Genomic DNA, 15,000 nt, shown 5'->3' on the forward strand with positions numbered 1-15,000 from the left:
GTGCCGTACTGGTGCCGTACTGGTTGAAGTCGGCGACGGCGACGCCATGCTCGGTGAGATAGGCGCCGGCCGGCGAAGCGGCCTTGATCGAACCGGCCGGGGAGATGTGGTCGGTGGTGATCTTGTCGCCGAACAGGCCGAGGATGCGGGCGCCGACGACGTCGGTGACCGGAACCGGCTGCTTGCCCATGCCGCGGAAATAGGGCGGGTTCTGGACATAGGTCGACTTGTCGTCCCAGGCATAGGTCTGGCCGGTCGGCGCCTTGACCTTCTGCCAGTTGGCGTCGCCCTTGAAGACGTCGGCATACTTCGCCTTGAAGATCGCCTTGGTGACGTTCTTGGCGATGAAGGCCTGGATCTCCTTGTTGGAGGGCCAGATGTCCTTGAGGTAGACCGGCTTGCCGTCCTTGCCCATGCCGAGCGGCTCGGTGGTCAGGTCGATCTGCACGGAACCTGCCAGCGCATAGGCGACGACCAGCGGCGGCGAGGCCAGGTAGTTCGCCTGCACGTCCGGCGAGACGCGGCCCTCGAAGTTGCGATTGCCCGAGATGACGGCGCCGGCGATCAGGCCCTGATCGTTGATCGCCTTCGAGATCGGCGCCGGCAGCGGGCCGGAATTGCCGATGCAGGTGGTGCAGCCGAAGCCGACCAGGTTGAAGCCGAGCTTGTCGAGGTCCTTCTGCAGGCCGGCCTTGGCGAGATACTCGGCCACGACCTGCGAGCCCGGGGCCAGTGAGGTCTTGACCCAGGGCTTGACCTTGAGGCCCTTCGCCACGGCATTGCGGGCGAGCAGGCCGGCCGCCATCAGCACCGAGGGGTTCGAGGTGTTGGTGCACGAGGTGATGGCGGCGATGACGACGTCGCCATGGCCGAGGTCGAACTTCTCACCCTCGACCTTGACGCGGCGGGAAAGCTCGCCGCCCTTCTTGTAGTCGGTATCCATCGCGGCGGCGAAGCCGCTCTTGATCGCGCCGAGATCGGCGCGGCCTTCCGGACGCTTCGGGCCGGCCATCGAGGCCTGTACGGTGCCAAGGTCGAGCTCGAGCGTGTCGGTGAAGACCGGATCGGGCGTCGAGCGGGTCGCGAACAGCCCTTGAGCCTTCGCATACTTCTCGACCAGGGCGACGCGGGCGGCCTTGCGGCTGGTGGTCTCCAGATAGTTCAGCGTCTCGGCGTCGACCGGGAAGAAGCCGCAGGTGGCGCCGTATTCTGGACCCATATTGGCGATGGTGGCGCGGTCGGCCAGCGTCAGGTTGTAGAGGCCGGGGCCGAAGAACTCGACGAACTTGCCGACGACGCCCTTCTTGCGCAGCATCTGCGTGACCGTCAGCACCAGGTCGGTCGCGGTGATGCCTTCCTTGAGCTTGCCGGTGAGCTTGAAGCCGATCACCTCGGGCAGCAGCATCGACTGCGGCTGGCCGAGCATGGCGGCCTCGGCCTCGATGCCGCCGACACCCCAGCCGAGCACGGACAGGCCGTTGACCATGGTGGTGTGCGAGTCGGTACCGACCACGGTGTCGGGATAGGCGACCTCGACCGTTTCGGTCTTCTTGCCCTTCTTCACCTTTTCCTTCGCCGTCCAGACGGTCTGGGCGAGATATTCGAGGTTGACCTGGTGGCAGATGCCAGTGCCGGGCGGGACGACGCGGAAATTGTCGAAGGCGCCCTGGCCCCATTTCAGGAAGCGGTAGCGCTCGCCATTGCGCTGATATTCGAGATCGACGTTCTGCTTGAAGGCCTTGGGCGAGCCGAATTCGTCGACGATGACCGAATGGTCGATGACGAGGTCGACCGGCACCAGCGGGTTGATCTTCTTGGGGTCGCCACCGAGCGCGACGACGCCGTCACGCATCGCGGCGAGGTCGACCACCGCCGGCACGCCGGTGAAGTCCTGCATCAGCACGCGGGCGGGGCGGAAGCCGATCTCCTTGCCGGCCTTGCCCTTGTCGTCGAGCCAGCCGACGAAAGCCTCGATGTCGCCCTTGGTGACCGAGCGGCCATCCTCGAAGCGCAGCAGGTTCTCGAGCAGCACCTTCATCGAGAAGGGCAGCCTGGAGATGCCGGCGAGGCCGTTCTTCTCGGCAGCCTTGAGGGAGTAATAGACGTATTTCTTCGTGCCGACGGTCAGCGTCTTGCGGCACTTGAATGAATCGAGCGAGGCCATTTTGGCTTACATCCTGATCAAGGGGTTGCGGTCACGAGCCGAATCCCTCCTTGCGGATGAATCCGGTCGAAGGCCTGTTGCGCATGACGCGCACGCCGCCCCGGGAGTGCCCGAGCCCCGCGCCGGATCGGCGTGCGGCGTAGCCACGGGTTCTATAGATCAATTCCAAGAAGCTCGCTACAGGCTCGATATGCGTCAGATGAAGAGCTAATGACGCTTCGGAAGACAGGCTCGGCGTGACGCAGATTCCATTCCAGAGATTCGCCCTGATGGCCGAGGGGCTCGCCTGCCGCCGCGGCGGGCGCGCGATCTTCGATGGTGTCGGATTCCGCCTGGACAATGGCACGGCGATCGCGCTCACCGGCCGCAACGGCGCCGGCAAGTCGAGCCTGATCGCCATGTTGAGCGGGCGGCTGCGGCCCGAAGCCGGGATAATCGAGCTTGAGGGGCTCGACGATATGCCGTTAACGGAGGCGGCTCATCTGGTCGGCCACCGCGACGGGCTCAAGACCGCGCTGACCGCCGCCGAGAACCTGCGTTTCGCGCAGGATCTGCTTGGCCAGCCGGGCCTCGACCCGACTGAGGCACTCGCGACGGTCGGCCTGCCGCATGCCGGGTCCTTGCCGGTTGGCTATCTCTCTGCTGGTCAGCGCCGGCGCGTGGCATTGGCGCRCCTCCTGGTGGCGGCGCGGCCGATCTGGCTGCTCGACGAGCCGATGGCGGCGCTCGATGCCGGCTCGCAGGCGATGCTGTCGCGGCTGATGCAGGCGCATCTGGCGACGGGCGGCGCGATCCTGGCGGCGACCCATGGCCCGCTCGGCCTTGAGGGCGCACGCGAACTCAGGATCGGCCCGTGACCGGCGCCTTCCTCGCCATCCTCAGGCGCGATCTCGCTTTGGCTGTCCGGGCCGGCGGCGGCGGCGAGCTTGCGCTCGTCTTCTTCCTCACCGTCGTCGTGCTGATCCCATTCGCGCTCGGGCCCGACCTCAACCTGCTGTCGCGGATCGGGCCGGCCATCCTCTGGCTGGGGGCGCTGCTGGCGACGCTGATCGGGCTCGACCGGCTGTTCCAGGCTGATGAGGAGGACGGTTCGCTCGATTTGATCCGCAGCGCGCCGCTGCCGCTGGAACTTGCGATTTTCGCGAAGGCGCTGGCGCACTGGCTGACCACAGGGCTGCCGCTGACCTTGGCTGCGCCGCTGCTCGGGCTGCTCGTCGCCCTGCCGGCAGAGGGTGTGTTGCCGCTGACCGCGAGCCTCGCGCTCGGCACGCCGGCGCTCAGCTTCATCGGTGCGGCGGCCGCAGCGTTGACGGCCAGTTTGCGCCGCGGCGGGTTGATCCTGCCGATCCTGGTCGCACCGCTCTGCGTGCCCGTACTGATCTTCGGCGTCTCAGCCTCGGACGCTACGCGCGGGCCGATGCCGTTACAGAGCCCATTGCTGATGCTGGCGGCGCTGTCGCTGATCGCTGCGGTTGTGGGTTGCATCGCGGCGGCGGCGGCACTGCGCCAGTCGGATTAGGTCAGCGCTCGCCTGTGCTCGTCGAGTTCGAGGGCGCAACCACTCTGGGCGCCGAGATTCGTGATCATGGTCACGATATCCTCGAGCGCGACATTGGCGTCGATGAAGCGCGCCTGCACCTCTTCGGCCAGGGCATAAACGTCCAGCACGCGCGACTGTCCAGACTTCAGCCGAACGGCCGCCTCGATATGCTCCCGCATTGGGTCGGAGAACTTGAAAAGCATGACATTTTCCTTTCTCGCACAAGCTACTGCCGTCGGTCAGGAAATTCAAGAAAAATCTTTATATTTCAATTAGTTAGTAGAAATATCCATTGATGTCGGTGGCTGCTGCCGCTCAGACACCGTCGGTGGCTGCGCCTGAGCGGCGTCTTGAGTTTGCCAACGATGAGCAGATATCATCACTTACTCATTCCGGACGGCGGGGCGGTGGATGACGGATCTTGAGCGCGGCGAGCGTCTGCAGATCATGCTGAGCGCGGAAGAGCTTCGCGCCGTCGAGAATTTTCGCTTCGAAAAGCGCATGCCGAGCCGCGCGGCCGCGGTGCGCGAATTGCTCAGGCGTGGGCTTGCGGCCGAAGGTTTTCTTACGGCCGGCGAAGGCGTGCCCTCCGGACGCTTCGGCGTCGTCGACAAGGGCGGTGCCGCTGCTTCCGAAAGCGACAAGGGCGAATAGCGGCCTCATCGTCGCAGGTGCGGCTCGTCGATTGTGAGCTGGGCCGGCGATTGCTACATGCTCTCTGGTCGAAAAAGAGCAGAGCCGGCCACCACCTTCATGGCGAGCCTCACCGAACTGGCCAATCCGGCGCGCTTCATGCGCCTGTCGAGCGTGTTGCTGCCCTGGCTTTCGGGGGCTGCGGCGCTGCTGCTCGCTCTCGGCTTCTATCTCGTCTGGTTCGTCGCCCCGTCCGACTACCAGCAGGGCGAAACGATTCGGATCATGTACATCCACGTCCCGGCCGCCTGGCTGGCTCTGATGTTCTATTCGATGATGACGCTGTCGGCGCTCGGCGTCCTGGTCTGGCGCCATCCGCTCGCCGACGTCGCCCAGCAGGCGGCGGCGCCGATCGGCGCCTGCTTCGCGCTGATCTGCCTGCTCACCGGCTCGTTCTGGGGCAAGCCGATGTGGGGCACCTACTGGGTCTGGGATGCGCGCCTGACCTCGATGCTGGTGCTGTTCCTGCTCTATCTCGGCCTGATCGCACTGCGCCGCGCCATTGACGAGCCGTCGCGGGCCGGCCGGGCCGTCGCGATCCTGACGCTGGTCGGCTGCGTCAACATCCCGATCATCAAGTTCTCGGTCGACTGGTGGAGCACCTTGCACCAGCCGGCCTCGGTGCTGCGGCTGGGCGGGCCGACCATCCATTCCTCGATGCTCTGGCCGCTGGTGATCACCGCTATCGGCTTCACGCTATTGGCGCTGGCTCTGCATGGTGCCGCCATGCAGGCAGAGATCCTGCGCCGGCGGGTCCGGACGCTGACGATCTTCGAGGCCGAGCGCCTCGACCGGCTCTCGCTGCAGGCGGCGCAATGATCGATCTGCTTGGACCCCATGCCGGCTTCATCCTCGCCGCCTATCTGGCGGCGGCCGTGATCCTCGGCGGTCTCGGTGCCGCGATCCTGCTCGATCGGCGCGCGCAGAGGCGCGCGCTCGCGGCGTTGGAAGAGCGCGGCGCCGGCCGTCGTGGCGGAGCGTCGTCATGAGCGAAGCGTCCGTTTCACCGCCGCGACGTTCGCCCTGGCTCTATGCGATCCCGCTGCTGGTGTTCGCCGCTTTGGCGGCGGTGTTTGCCAAGGGGCTGTTCTCGGGTGATGCCAGCAAGGTGCCCTCGGCCCTGATCGGCAAGCCGGCCCCGGCAGTCACACTGGTCCCGCTCGAAGGCTTGCAGCGCGACGGACAGCCGGTTCCCAGCTTCGGCATGGCCGATCTGGCGAAAGGCAAGGCGACGATCGTCAACGTCTTCGCCAGCTGGTGTGCGCCCTGCCGGGTCGAGCATCCCTTCCTCGTCGCCATGGCCGATTCGGCCGTGGTGAAGCAGGGCAAGGTCCAGCTCGTCGGCTTCAACTACAAGGACGAGGCCGAGAACGCCCGCCGCTTCCTCGGCGCGCTCGGCAATCCCTATTCCGCCGTCGGTGCCGATCGTGCCGGCCGCGCCGCGATCGACTGGGGCGTCTATGGCGTACCCGAGACTTTCCTGATCGGGCCGGACGGGCGTATTCTCGACAAGCATGTCGGCCCGCTCGACGGGCAGGCGGCGTCACGCATGCTGGCGAAGGCGGCGGCGCTGGTGAAGTGACGGCCTGAGGTCAGGCCGCCTTCTTGCCGCCGACCAGGCTCGCGAACATGCCGCGACCGTCGGTACCGCCCACGAGGCCGTCGATCAGATTCTCCGGATGCGGCATCAGGCCTAGCACATTGCGGCCGGGCGAATAGATGCCGGCGATGCCGTTGAGGGAGCCGTTCGGATTGGCGGTCGTCGTGACGTTGCCTTCAGCATCAGAGTAACGGAAGGCGACGAGCCCCTCGCCTTCGAGCCGGGCCAGCGTTTCGGGATCGCAGATATAGTTGCCCTCGCCATGGGCGATGCAGACATCGATCGTCTGGCCCTTGGCATAGGCCGAGGTGAAGGCGGTGTCGTTGCGCTCGACCTTGAGGTGCTGACGCTTGCAGACGAATTTCAGATCGGCGTTGCGGGCCAGTACGCCCGGCAGCAGACCGGCCTCGCAGGCGATCTGGAAGCCGTTGCAGATGCCGAGAACGAGGCCGCCGCGCGCCGCATGGGCCCGCGTCGCGTCCATGATGTGGGCGCGCCCGGCGATGGCGCCGCAGCGCAGATAATCGCCATAGGAGAAGCCGCCCGGCAGGACGACGAGGTCGGTCCCGGCCGGCAGCTCATGGTCGCCATGCCAGACATGATCGACCGTGGCGCCCGCCTGGCGCAGGGCCTTGGCGACGTCGCCGTCGCGGTTCGAGCCGGGGAAGGTGATGACGGCGGCGCGCATGGGATGGCCCTTTCCTATCGACGGCTGGCGTTACGGCGCGGACCGCCATCGACGATCTCGACCGCTCTGAGGAACTCGTCGAGATGGCGGCCGGTGGCCGCCTCGTTCTGCGAGACCGACAGGATGTTGAAGGCAAGCGAGCCGGCAAATACCGAGGTCGAGCTGCCGAACTCCGTCTTGCCGTCACGCTGTTTGGTGTAGGCGAAGCTGAAGGAAGGGAAGCCCTTGGTGGTTCCGGTGCGCGGCTGAGCCGTGATGGTCGCGCCCTCCTGTGCCGCCTTGTCGGCAACGCGCTGCGCCAGATCGAGGAGCGCCTGCGGGTCGGGTTTGCGTGTCGGGCTGTTGAGGCGAGCGTATACCACCCATGAGGGGGCGGGGCAGGCCAATGGCCGGCACACGAAGGCGGTGCGTGCCGCGCTCAGTGTGTCGAGGCCGCGGCTCTGCCATTTCTCGCGATCGAAGTTCTGGAGGCGGAGCCGGGTTTCGCCAGCCTTGATCGGTGTGTCGAACTCTCCTTCGGCCAGGCGCCGCGGCTTGGTGGCAGTCGTCTGGCAGGCGCCCAGGGTGAGCGCGAGCAGGGCAGCGAGGCCGATCTTGAGCATGGTGGACGGTTTCTCGGTGGAAGCGAACGGTCAGCCGACCAGCTCGACGCGGTAGTTCTCGATGACGGTGTTGGCGAGGAGCTTCTCGCAGGCGGCCTTGAGGGCGGCCTCGGCCGCGGCCTTGTCGGTGCCGTCGAGCTCGATGTCGAAGACCTTGCCCTGGCGGACCGAGCCGACGCCTTCGATACCGAGCGATTTCAGCGCGCCCTCGATCGCCTTGCCCTGCGGGTCGAGCACGCCGGTCTTGAGGGTGACGGTGACGCGGGCTTTCATCGTGATCTCCGGGCGGGATTGTCGGGGTGCCTTAGCGGTGAATCGGCGAGGGCTCAACTCTTTGTCGCGTCGAACGCGGGTGCGGCAGTGACGCGGCCGTCCAGCAGACCCTGCAGATGGTCGAGCACTGGCTTCGCCAGATCGCCGCCCATCCTGGCATGCGTGATCAGCGGGATGCCGTGCGGGCCGGGCGCATCCAGGGCGGTCGGCATGGCGGCGAGATGGGCGCGGACGAGGTCGAGATGGCCGAGCATCGCCGCGGCGAAGACGTCCATCCGCGCGCCCCGCGCCAGCAGGACCTCGGCGATCTCGCGTCGCCCGGTATGGGCGGCTGCGCCGAGTCCGCTCTCCCAATCGCCGCCGCCCCAGTCCCAGACTGCGTTCACCAGGGTCGGATGCTCGGCGACGAGTGCCGTGACCTTGTCGGGATTGCCATGCGCGGCCCGGACGAAATCCTGGACCAGTTGCGGGTCGAGTTGCGGCTTGTCGCCCATCGAGGCCTCCTGCTTGCCGGTCTATCGATGATGTCAGCGGCTCGCCCAGGTGGCGCGGGCGAAGTCCTGGGCGGCCTGCGAATCATCGGTCACGGCGATCGCCATGGATAGCGTGGTGTCCTTGCGCGCGTAGAGGATCGCGGTCGCAGCCAGACGGCCGCCGTCCTTGGCGCGGATCTCGACGAGGATGCCGTCGGTGCCGTCCTGCTTGAAGCGCGAGACAGTGGTCGTGCTCTTCGGCTTCTGCGCCTGCTTCGCTTTCGGGCGCTTGGAGAACTCGCGTGCCAGCCGCGCCGGGTTGAGCGCAAGCGTTCGCGCCATGTCCGTGGCTTCGCTGCCTTCGAAGCTCAGGAGCGCGGCAACGCCCGGCCGCTCGCAGTCCTGCGGCGTGCAGAAGACCATCGCTTTCGGATTGATGCCGTCATTGACGACCCAGTTCTGGATCGGCAGGGGTTCCCAGCCGCGCCCGGCTGCGAGCTGGACCAGGCCCGGCCCGAAATGATCGGCGCAGCCGGCGATCAGGATAATGCCGAGCGCGAGCGCGCCGAAACGCAAACGGGAGCGCAAGCGCCCCCGTCCGGTCGTCTGGGACTCGGTAGCCGTCACGCTCACAGCACGACGCGCGGCAATTACTGCACCAGCCGGGGGCCCGCCGGGCCCGGCTTTTCGTTCTCGCCGAGAATACCGAGGCGGCGCGCCACTTCGGTATAGGCCTCGATCAACCCACCCAGGTCGCGGCGGAAGCGATCCTTGTCCATCTTGTCTTTCGACCTGATGTCCCAGAGCCGGCAGGAATCGGGGCTGATCTCGTCGGCGACGACGATGCGCATCATGTCGCCTTCCCAGAGCCGGCCGCACTCGATCTTGAAGTCGACGAGACGGATGCCGGCGCCGAGGAAGAGGCCGGAGAGGAAATCGTTGACGCGAATGGCAAGCGCCATGATGTCGTCGATCTCCTGCGGCGTCGCCCAACCGAAGGCCGTGATGTGCTCTTCCGAGACCATCGGATCGCCCAGCGCGTCGTTCTTGTAGTAGAACTCGATGATCGAGCGCGGCAGCTGGGTGCCTTCCTCGATGCCGAGCTTGGTCGAAAGCGAGCCGGCAGCGACATTGCGGACCACGACCTCGAGCGGAATGATCTCGACCTCGCGGATCAGCTGCTCGCGCATGTTCAGCCGGCGGATGAAATGCGTGGGAACGCCGATATCGTTGAGATTGCTGAAGATGTGCTCGGAGATGCGGTTGTTGAGCACGCCCTTGCCGTCGATCACTTCGTGCTTCTTGGCATTGAAGGCGGTTGCGTCGTCCTTGAAATGCTGGATCAGCGTTCCGGGCTCCGGTCCCTCATAGAGGACCTTCGCCTTGCCTTCGTAAATGCGACGGCGGCGGTTCATCGGGATATACCGTGGCTTGAGGAAATCCAAAGGGTCGGCCTCTCTCTGGTCGCGGTTGCCCGCGGCGGGATCATGGCCCTTTTCAGCACGCTCTCGCGCAATCTCGTTGCTCTGTCGAGTTCGATCCTAGCGCGCCGGTCCGGCTGGTTCATGCGGGCCCTGCTCCCTAAGAACCGGCCACACGTCGCGCTATATGGGCCTTTCGTGCTGCAAACGCAACAAAGCGCCTGAGGCGAGGTCGCGACGTCGGATTTGACCGCGCCGGATCAGGTTGGGCAGCTGGGCCTCTAGCCCGCACCGCCATCACATTGCTATATGGCGAAGCTGATATCGCGCCGCAGCAAGATTGCCGCTCCGAAGAGGATAAGAACCAGATGACCACCTTCGACCAGCGCAAGGATGCCTACGAGAACAAGTTCGCGCATGACGAGGAGCTCCGCTTCAAGGCGACGGCCCGGCGCAACAAGCTGCTCGGCCTGTGGGCCGCGGAGAAGCTCGGCAAGAGCGGCGCCGATGCCGATGCCTATGCCAAGTCGGTGGTGCTCGCCGATTTCGAGGAAGCCGGTGACGACGACGTGCTGCGCAAGGTCAAGGCCGATTTCGCCGCGGGCGGCGTCGCGGTCGCGGACGATGAGATCCGTCGGACGATGACCGAGCTCCTGATCCAGGCCGCCGACGAGATCCAGGCCGGCCGCTGAACGACGCTCGGGCGCAAGGCGGACTTCACCGCATTGCGCCCTTGAGCATGGTGCATGCCGCATCGTTTGCCTTTCACCGCCGGTTCGGTCCAGGGTCGCCGGACCCGCCAGTGGTGAAGAGCGGGCAACCGGATGAATGCGCTCATGACCGCCGCCAAGCCGACCGTGCTGTCCTCGCTCGCCGATCGTCTCGCCAAGGGCGAGACGCTGCTGTCCGCCTGGTGCGGGCTGCCGGATCCGAGCATTGCCGCGATCCTGGCGCAGGAAGGCTTCGACGCGGTCACGCTCGACATGCAGCACGGCCCGATCACGCTCGCCGAGGTGATCCGGGCGATCCCGCTGATCAACGCCGCCGGCAAGCCGGCTCTGGCGCGCATTCCGGTCGGCGAGTTCCAGAACGTCTCGAAGCTGTTCGATTCCGGTGCCTCCGGCGTCATCGCGCCGATGATCAACACGATCGAGGATGCGCGCCGGCTCGCGGCCTATGCCAAGTATCCGCCGCTCGGCGAGCGCAGCTGGGGCAGCTATGGCGGCCTCGGCGCCTCCGGCCTCGACCAGAACGCTTATCTCAAGCAGGCCAACAGCTTCTCGCTGACCTTCGCGATGATCGAGACCCGTGAGGCGATGGCGATCGTCGATGACATCCTCGCGCTCGAGGGGATCGACGCGCTCTTCGTCGGCCCGTCCGATCTTTCGATCGCGCTGTCGGGCGGAGCCTCCGTCAATGCGGCGGCCAAGGAGGTCGATGACGCGCTGCGCCATATCGTGGCGCGGGCGAATGCGGTGAAGAAGCCGGTCGCCTTCTATGCCGCGAGCGCCGAACGGGCCGCGGAAGGTGTAGCACTCGGCGCGCGACTGGTCACGGTGATGAGCGATACCGGCCTGCTGCGCGCGGCGAGCCAGGCGGCGCTCAAGGTGATCAAGGGCTGAAGTCCCGCCGATGGAATACCGAATCCTTCAGAGGGGTTCGGTATCAGGCGTTGATACCTTCGCGTGATTTCAGCGCGGCGTAATAGGCCCAGAGCAGGCGCGCGGCGACGCCGCGCCATGGGCGCCATGCCTCCGCCAATTCGGCCAGTTCGTCAGGTTTCGGCCGCGTCGGCAGATTGAAGGCGACCTTCGCGGCCTCCTGCACCGCGAGGTCGCCGGCGGCGAAGCCGTCGCGATGGCCGAGGCAGAACAGCAAGTAGACATCCGCCGTCCAGGGGCCGATGCCCGAGACGGCGGTCATGTGCGCGTGGACGAACTCCGGCGTCGCCGTCTCCAGCGCGGCGAGGTCGAGCCGGTTCTCGGCGATCGCCGCGGCGACGGCGCGCAGCGTCTTCTGCTTCGGTCGCGACAGGCCCGACAGCCGCATCTCCTCGTCGCTGGCAGCGAGGACGCGTTCCGGCGTCAGGGGGGTAAGCACGCTCTCGACCCTAGCCCAGACGGCGCGGGCGCTCGCCACCGAGAGCTGCTGCGAGACGATGATCGAGGCCAGGCTCAAAAATCCGCTCTCGCGTCGACGCAGCGGTGGGATGCCGGTACGGGCGATGATCTGTTCCCAGATGGGATCGAGCGTGGCGAGGGCAGCCATGCCCTCTTCGAGATCAGCGGTGCAGGAAATCGTGGTCATGCTGATCCGGTCTAGAGCATTTTCGGCGAGCAGAAGTTCGCATCAAGGGCTCTATCTCCTTGTTTTACGCAATTCCGGACGCAAAACCGCTACGCACTTTTGCTGGAATTGCTCTATCGCCGATCGCACGTCCGGGCTGTGTCAGGAGACCGGACTTGGCGAGGGATGTGCAGGACCATAGACAGGAGGCGATGGCTCCGTCTTCTCCGATCTTCCGGTTCGCGCCGAGCCCGAACGGGCGGCTGCATCTCGGCCATGCCTATTCGGCGCTGCTCAACGAGCGGCTGGCGGCGCGTTCGGCGGGCGAGCTGCTGCTGCGGATCGAGGATATCGACCTGACGCGCTGCCGGCCCGAATTCGAGCAGGGCATCCATGACGACCTCGCCTGGCTCGGCGTTTCCTTCGCTCCTGCGGTGCGGCGCCAATCCCGGCATTTCGACGACTATCGCCGGGCGCTGGACAGGCTCGACGCGATGGGGCTGATCTATCCCTGCTTCTGCTCGCGCCAGCAGGTGAAGGACGCCGTGGGCCGATGCGAGGCCGAGAGCGGAACGCCCTGGCTGCGCGATCCCGATGGTGCGCCGCTCTATCCCGGCACCTGCCGTGACCTAAATGAAGCCGAAGCACGCCGACGCAGCGAGGCCGGCGAGCCGCATGTGCTGCGGCTCGCCATGGACAGGGCCCTGGCGCGGATGGCCGGCGAAGCGCTCGTCTACCGGCTCTTCGACGAAACTGGAGCGCAGCGGGACGTCATCGTCGATCCGGCTGGTTGGGGCGATGTCGTGTTGGCGCGCAAGGACGTGCCGACGAGCTATCACCTCTCGGTGGTCGTCGACGACGCGCTGCAGAACGTCAGCCATGTCGTGCGCGGCAGGGATCTGGAGGCTGCGACCGGGATCCATGTGCTGCTGCAGCGTCTGCTCGACCTGCCGACGCCACGCTATCACTTCCACCGGCTGCTCAGCGACGAGACCGGGCAGAAGCTGGCGAAGAGCCGGCTGTCCCGGAGCCTCGCCGATCTGCGGGCGGACGGCGCGACGCCGGAGGCGATCCGGCGCCAGCTCGGTTTCACGTGAATCGCTGTCCGGCGGGCTGCTGCTCCGGCAAGACGCTCAGCCGACGCCCAGAAAAGTTAGCCAGCCGATCGTGGTGAAGAGCGAGAGGCCGGTCGAGAGCGCGATCGCGCTGGAGGCGTCGGCGACGCCCTGCTTGTAGCGTTCGGCGAAGAGATAGGCGTTGATGCCGCAGGGACAGGCGGCGAAGAGCACGGCGACGCCGGCCCAGGCCACCGGCATGGCGAAGACCTTCGTCGCCAGCAGGAAGACGATCAGTGGGTGCAGGATGAGCTTGAGGAAGCTCAGGATCGCAGGCAGGCCGATACCGGAGGCCAGGCCGTAGCGCCGGAGCGCGATACCGAGGCTGACCAGGGCGCAGGGGACGGCAGCGCCGGCGATCAGGTCGACGATCGACCAGAACGGCGCCGGAAGCATGCCGACGAAGGGACGCGCGGCGCTGCCCAGCAGGATGCCGACGACGATCGGGTGGGTGAACAGGCGCCTGAGCAGCAGGAGCGGCGACGTCCCCTTGCCTTCGACGAGCAGCGTCGCGGCCGTCATCGTCACCGGCAAATGCACGGCGAGCAGCAGGCTCAGCGGCACGGCGCCAGCCTCGCCATAGGCTTTCAGGATCATCGGGATGCCGACGAAGACGGTGTTCGACTGCGCTGCGGCGAAGCCGGAGACGACGAGCTCGGGACCCTTGCGGGCGAACAGATGTCGCGCTACGAGCTGGGCGATTACCCAGACGACGGCGAGGCCGGTGAAATAGGAGATCCAGTAGCCCCAGGGCTGGTCCAGCGGGATCGTGGCTGTCGCCAGCGTCTTGAACAGCAGGCAGGGGATGGCGAGGACGAAGACGAAGTCGGAGAGGCCCTCGCCGGTCGTTTCCCGCAGAAGCTTCAGCCAGCGCGCGCCATAGCCGATCGCGATCAGGCCGAAGACGGGAAGGACGATGAGGAAAGAGGATAGCATCAGGCCCGCCGGGCAGGGGAACGAGGGTTCAGCGCAATTGCGCGGTCTGGCCTCCGGCCTTTTCGATCAGGCCCAGCACTTCGTCGCGCTGGCGCTTGAACTCGACCAGTGCCTTGCCGTCGAGCTCGCGGCCGCGCGGCACCTTGATCTTCATCGGGTTGACGAAGTTGCCGTTGACGAGGACTTCATAGTGCAGATGCGGCCCGGTCGAGAGGCCGGTATTGCCGAGGAAGCCGATCACCTGGCCTTGGCGGACCTTGACGCCCGGCGCGATGCCCTTGGCGAAGGCCGACTGGTGCGAGTAGGCGGTGACGTAGCCGTTGGCGTGCTGGATCTCGATGCGCCGGCCATAGCCGGAATCCCATTCGGCCTTGATGATCGTGCCGTTGCCGGCGGCCAGGATCGGCGTGCCGATCTTGTTGGCCCAGTCGATGCCGGTATGCATCTTCGAATAGCGCATGATCGGGTGGTAGCGCATGCCGAAGCCCGAGCGCATCTCGCCGTCGCTGATCGGCTTGCGCAGCAGGAACTTCTTCAGTGAGCGGCCATCGCTGTCGAAATAGTCGATCAGCCCATCCTCGGGCGCTTGATAGCGGAAGACCTGCCGCGTCTCGCCATTGACGGTGAGGCTCGCCGAAAGGATCTCGGCGCGCTCGCCATCGTCGTCGTCGGTGAAGATGACTTCGAGATTGTCGCCGCCGCGCACCCGCTGCTGGAAATCGAGATCATAGGAGAAGATCCGGACGAGCTCGTCGATCAGCGGACGCGGCAGGTCGTGACGCAGCCCGGTCTCGTAGAGGCTCTCATAGAGGCGCGCGCCGGTACCGCCCTCTTCTTCCTCTTCCTCCTCGTCGTCCTGCGCGCCGACCTGCGATTTTTGCTGCGGCCCGGCAACTTCCGCCCGCGGCAGGGAGACGGGGACGAACAGGCCCTTGTCGTTGATCGCGACGGCGGCGGAGGGACGCCCATTGTCGAGCAGGGCGACGCGAACGATCTGGCGGGGGTCGCCGGGGCGCGGGCCGGGCGCGAACAGCGCCTGCAGCACCTGGCCCTCCGGCAGGGCGGCGACCTTCACGCGGCCGTCGAAGGCCTTCATCATCGAGACGATCTGGTCGCGGTTGGCGCCGGCATTGCGCACCACCGTTTCGAAATTCTCGCCACGGCGGGTGATCAGGAGCTTTTCCTCGACCTGCGGCTCGCGCGTGGCCG

Annotated in this window: 20 protein-coding genes (1 of these 20 only partly in view); 9 read left to right on the plus strand and 11 right to left on the minus strand. The window is 66.4% G+C overall.

The window, feature by feature from the left end; translation table 11 throughout:
* A partial coding sequence (gene acnA, locus AC1DS0_RS18790) for an aconitate hydratase AcnA (protein ID WP_476815813.1) occupies positions 1–2,164 on the minus strand: 2,164 nt, incomplete at its 3' end.
* A 269-nt stretch (positions 2,165–2,433) separates the two neighbouring features.
* Between acnA and ccmA the strand changes: the two genes are divergently transcribed.
* Both ccmA and ccmB read left to right on the plus strand, forming a co-directional pair.
* Positions 2,434–3,021 (plus strand): heme ABC exporter ATP-binding protein CcmA, encoded by a 588-nt coding sequence (ccmA, locus tag AC1DS0_RS18795; protein WP_476816061.1) that lies wholly within the window; start codon positions 2,434–2,436, stop codon positions 3,019–3,021.
* The gene (gene ccmB, locus AC1DS0_RS18800; protein WP_476815814.1) at positions 3,018–3,683 is read left to right on the plus strand and encodes a heme exporter protein CcmB; all 666 of its coding nucleotides are present in this window, start codon (positions 3,018–3,020) and stop codon (positions 3,681–3,683) included. Before ccmA ends, ccmB begins: the two co-directional genes overlap by 4 nt.
* On the opposite strand, the gene AC1DS0_RS18805 is transcribed toward ccmB, so the two are convergent.
* Entirely contained in the window at positions 3,680–3,907 is a 228-nt protein-coding gene (locus AC1DS0_RS18805) for a hypothetical protein (protein ID WP_476815815.1), read from the minus strand. The genes ccmB and AC1DS0_RS18805 overlap by 4 nt on opposite strands.
* A 208-nt stretch (positions 3,908–4,115) precedes the next feature.
* Between AC1DS0_RS18805 and AC1DS0_RS18810 the strand changes: the two genes are divergently transcribed.
* The 4 genes from AC1DS0_RS18810 (at position 4,116) to AC1DS0_RS18825 (ending at position 5,979) form a co-directional block, all read left to right on the plus strand.
* Positions 4,116–4,358, plus strand: coding sequence for a hypothetical protein (locus AC1DS0_RS18810; RefSeq protein ID WP_476815816.1), 243 nt, complete (start codon positions 4,116–4,118; stop codon positions 4,356–4,358).
* A 99-nt stretch (positions 4,359–4,457) separates the two neighbouring features.
* Positions 4,458–5,216, plus strand: coding sequence for a heme ABC transporter permease (locus AC1DS0_RS18815; protein ID WP_476815817.1), 759 nt, complete (start codon positions 4,458–4,460; stop codon positions 5,214–5,216).
* On the plus strand, positions 5,213–5,386 hold the full coding sequence (ccmD, locus tag AC1DS0_RS18820; protein WP_476815818.1) for a heme exporter protein CcmD: 174 nt from the start codon (positions 5,213–5,215) through the stop codon (positions 5,384–5,386). Before AC1DS0_RS18815 ends, ccmD begins: the two co-directional genes overlap by 4 nt.
* Positions 5,383–5,979, plus strand: a complete 597-nt coding sequence (locus AC1DS0_RS18825) for a DsbE family thiol:disulfide interchange protein (RefSeq protein WP_476815819.1) — start codon at positions 5,383–5,385, stop codon at positions 5,977–5,979. Before ccmD ends, AC1DS0_RS18825 begins: the two co-directional genes overlap by 4 nt.
* A 10-nt stretch (positions 5,980–5,989) precedes the next feature.
* On the opposite strand, the gene purQ is transcribed toward AC1DS0_RS18825, so the two are convergent.
* The 6 genes from purQ to purC all read right to left on the minus strand — a co-directional run bounded on the left by purQ (position 5,990) and on the right by purC (position 9,478).
* A complete protein-coding gene (gene purQ / locus AC1DS0_RS18830; protein ID WP_476815820.1) occupies positions 5,990–6,685 on the minus strand; it encodes a phosphoribosylformylglycinamidine synthase subunit PurQ in 696 nt (231 codons plus the stop codon).
* A gap of 14 nt (positions 6,686–6,699) precedes the next feature.
* Positions 6,700–7,287 carry a hypothetical protein gene (locus AC1DS0_RS18835; RefSeq protein WP_152012629.1) on the minus strand — a complete coding sequence of 196 codons (588 nt, stop codon included), beginning with the start codon at positions 7,285–7,287 and terminating at the stop codon, positions 6,700–6,702.
* 30 nt (positions 7,288–7,317) lie between these two features.
* The gene (gene purS, locus AC1DS0_RS18840; protein WP_476815821.1) at positions 7,318–7,560 is read right to left on the minus strand and encodes a phosphoribosylformylglycinamidine synthase subunit PurS; all 243 of its coding nucleotides are present in this window, start codon (positions 7,558–7,560) and stop codon (positions 7,318–7,320) included.
* 53 nt (positions 7,561–7,613) lie between these two features.
* Positions 7,614–8,054 (minus strand): ankyrin repeat domain-containing protein, encoded by a 441-nt coding sequence (locus AC1DS0_RS18845; RefSeq protein ID WP_476815822.1) that lies wholly within the window; start codon positions 8,052–8,054, stop codon positions 7,614–7,616.
* 33 nt (positions 8,055–8,087) lie between these two features.
* Positions 8,088–8,621, minus strand: coding sequence for a hypothetical protein (locus AC1DS0_RS18850; RefSeq protein WP_476815823.1), 534 nt, complete (start codon positions 8,619–8,621; stop codon positions 8,088–8,090).
* A 62-nt stretch (positions 8,622–8,683) separates the two neighbouring features.
* The gene (purC, locus tag AC1DS0_RS18855) at positions 8,684–9,478 is read right to left on the minus strand and encodes a phosphoribosylaminoimidazolesuccinocarboxamide synthase (RefSeq protein WP_091843148.1); all 795 of its coding nucleotides are present in this window, start codon (positions 9,476–9,478) and stop codon (positions 8,684–8,686) included.
* Between the two features lie 344 nt (positions 9,479–9,822).
* Here purC and AC1DS0_RS18860 point away from each other — a divergent pair, with 344 nt between their 5' ends.
* Both AC1DS0_RS18860 and AC1DS0_RS18865 read left to right on the plus strand, forming a co-directional pair.
* Positions 9,823–10,146, plus strand: a complete 324-nt coding sequence (locus AC1DS0_RS18860) for a DUF1476 domain-containing protein (RefSeq protein ID WP_476815824.1) — start codon at positions 9,823–9,825, stop codon at positions 10,144–10,146.
* 144 nt (positions 10,147–10,290) lie between these two features.
* A complete protein-coding gene (locus AC1DS0_RS18865; protein ID WP_476815825.1) occupies positions 10,291–11,076 on the plus strand; it encodes an HpcH/HpaI aldolase family protein in 786 nt (261 codons plus the stop codon).
* Between the two features lie 43 nt (positions 11,077–11,119).
* Here AC1DS0_RS18865 and AC1DS0_RS18870 read toward each other — a convergent pair whose 3' ends face one another.
* Positions 11,120–11,761, minus strand: coding sequence for a DNA-3-methyladenine glycosylase family protein (locus AC1DS0_RS18870; protein WP_476815826.1), 642 nt, complete (start codon positions 11,759–11,761; stop codon positions 11,120–11,122).
* A 191-nt stretch (positions 11,762–11,952) separates the two neighbouring features.
* Between AC1DS0_RS18870 and gluQRS the strand changes: the two genes are divergently transcribed.
* Positions 11,953–12,837 carry a tRNA glutamyl-Q(34) synthetase GluQRS gene (gene gluQRS, locus AC1DS0_RS18875; RefSeq protein WP_476815827.1) on the plus strand — a complete coding sequence of 295 codons (885 nt, stop codon included), beginning with the start codon at positions 11,953–11,955 and terminating at the stop codon, positions 12,835–12,837.
* A gap of 36 nt (positions 12,838–12,873) precedes the next feature.
* Here gluQRS and AC1DS0_RS18880 read toward each other — a convergent pair whose 3' ends face one another.
* Complete coding sequence (locus AC1DS0_RS18880) at positions 12,874–13,791, minus strand: AEC family transporter (protein WP_476815828.1); 918 nt, start codon at positions 13,789–13,791, stop codon at positions 12,874–12,876.
* 28 nt (positions 13,792–13,819) lie between these two features.
* Positions 13,820–15,000, minus strand: partial view of a peptidoglycan DD-metalloendopeptidase family protein gene (locus AC1DS0_RS18885; protein WP_476815829.1) — the 3' portion only. 856 nt of this gene lie beyond the right edge of the window; 1,181 of the gene's 2,037 nt are visible here — the last part of the coding sequence; the start codon falls outside the window, past its right edge — the gene reads right to left on this strand; its stop codon occupies positions 13,820–13,822.

Source organism: Allobosea sp. P4_H5 (genome assembly GCF_056400825.1).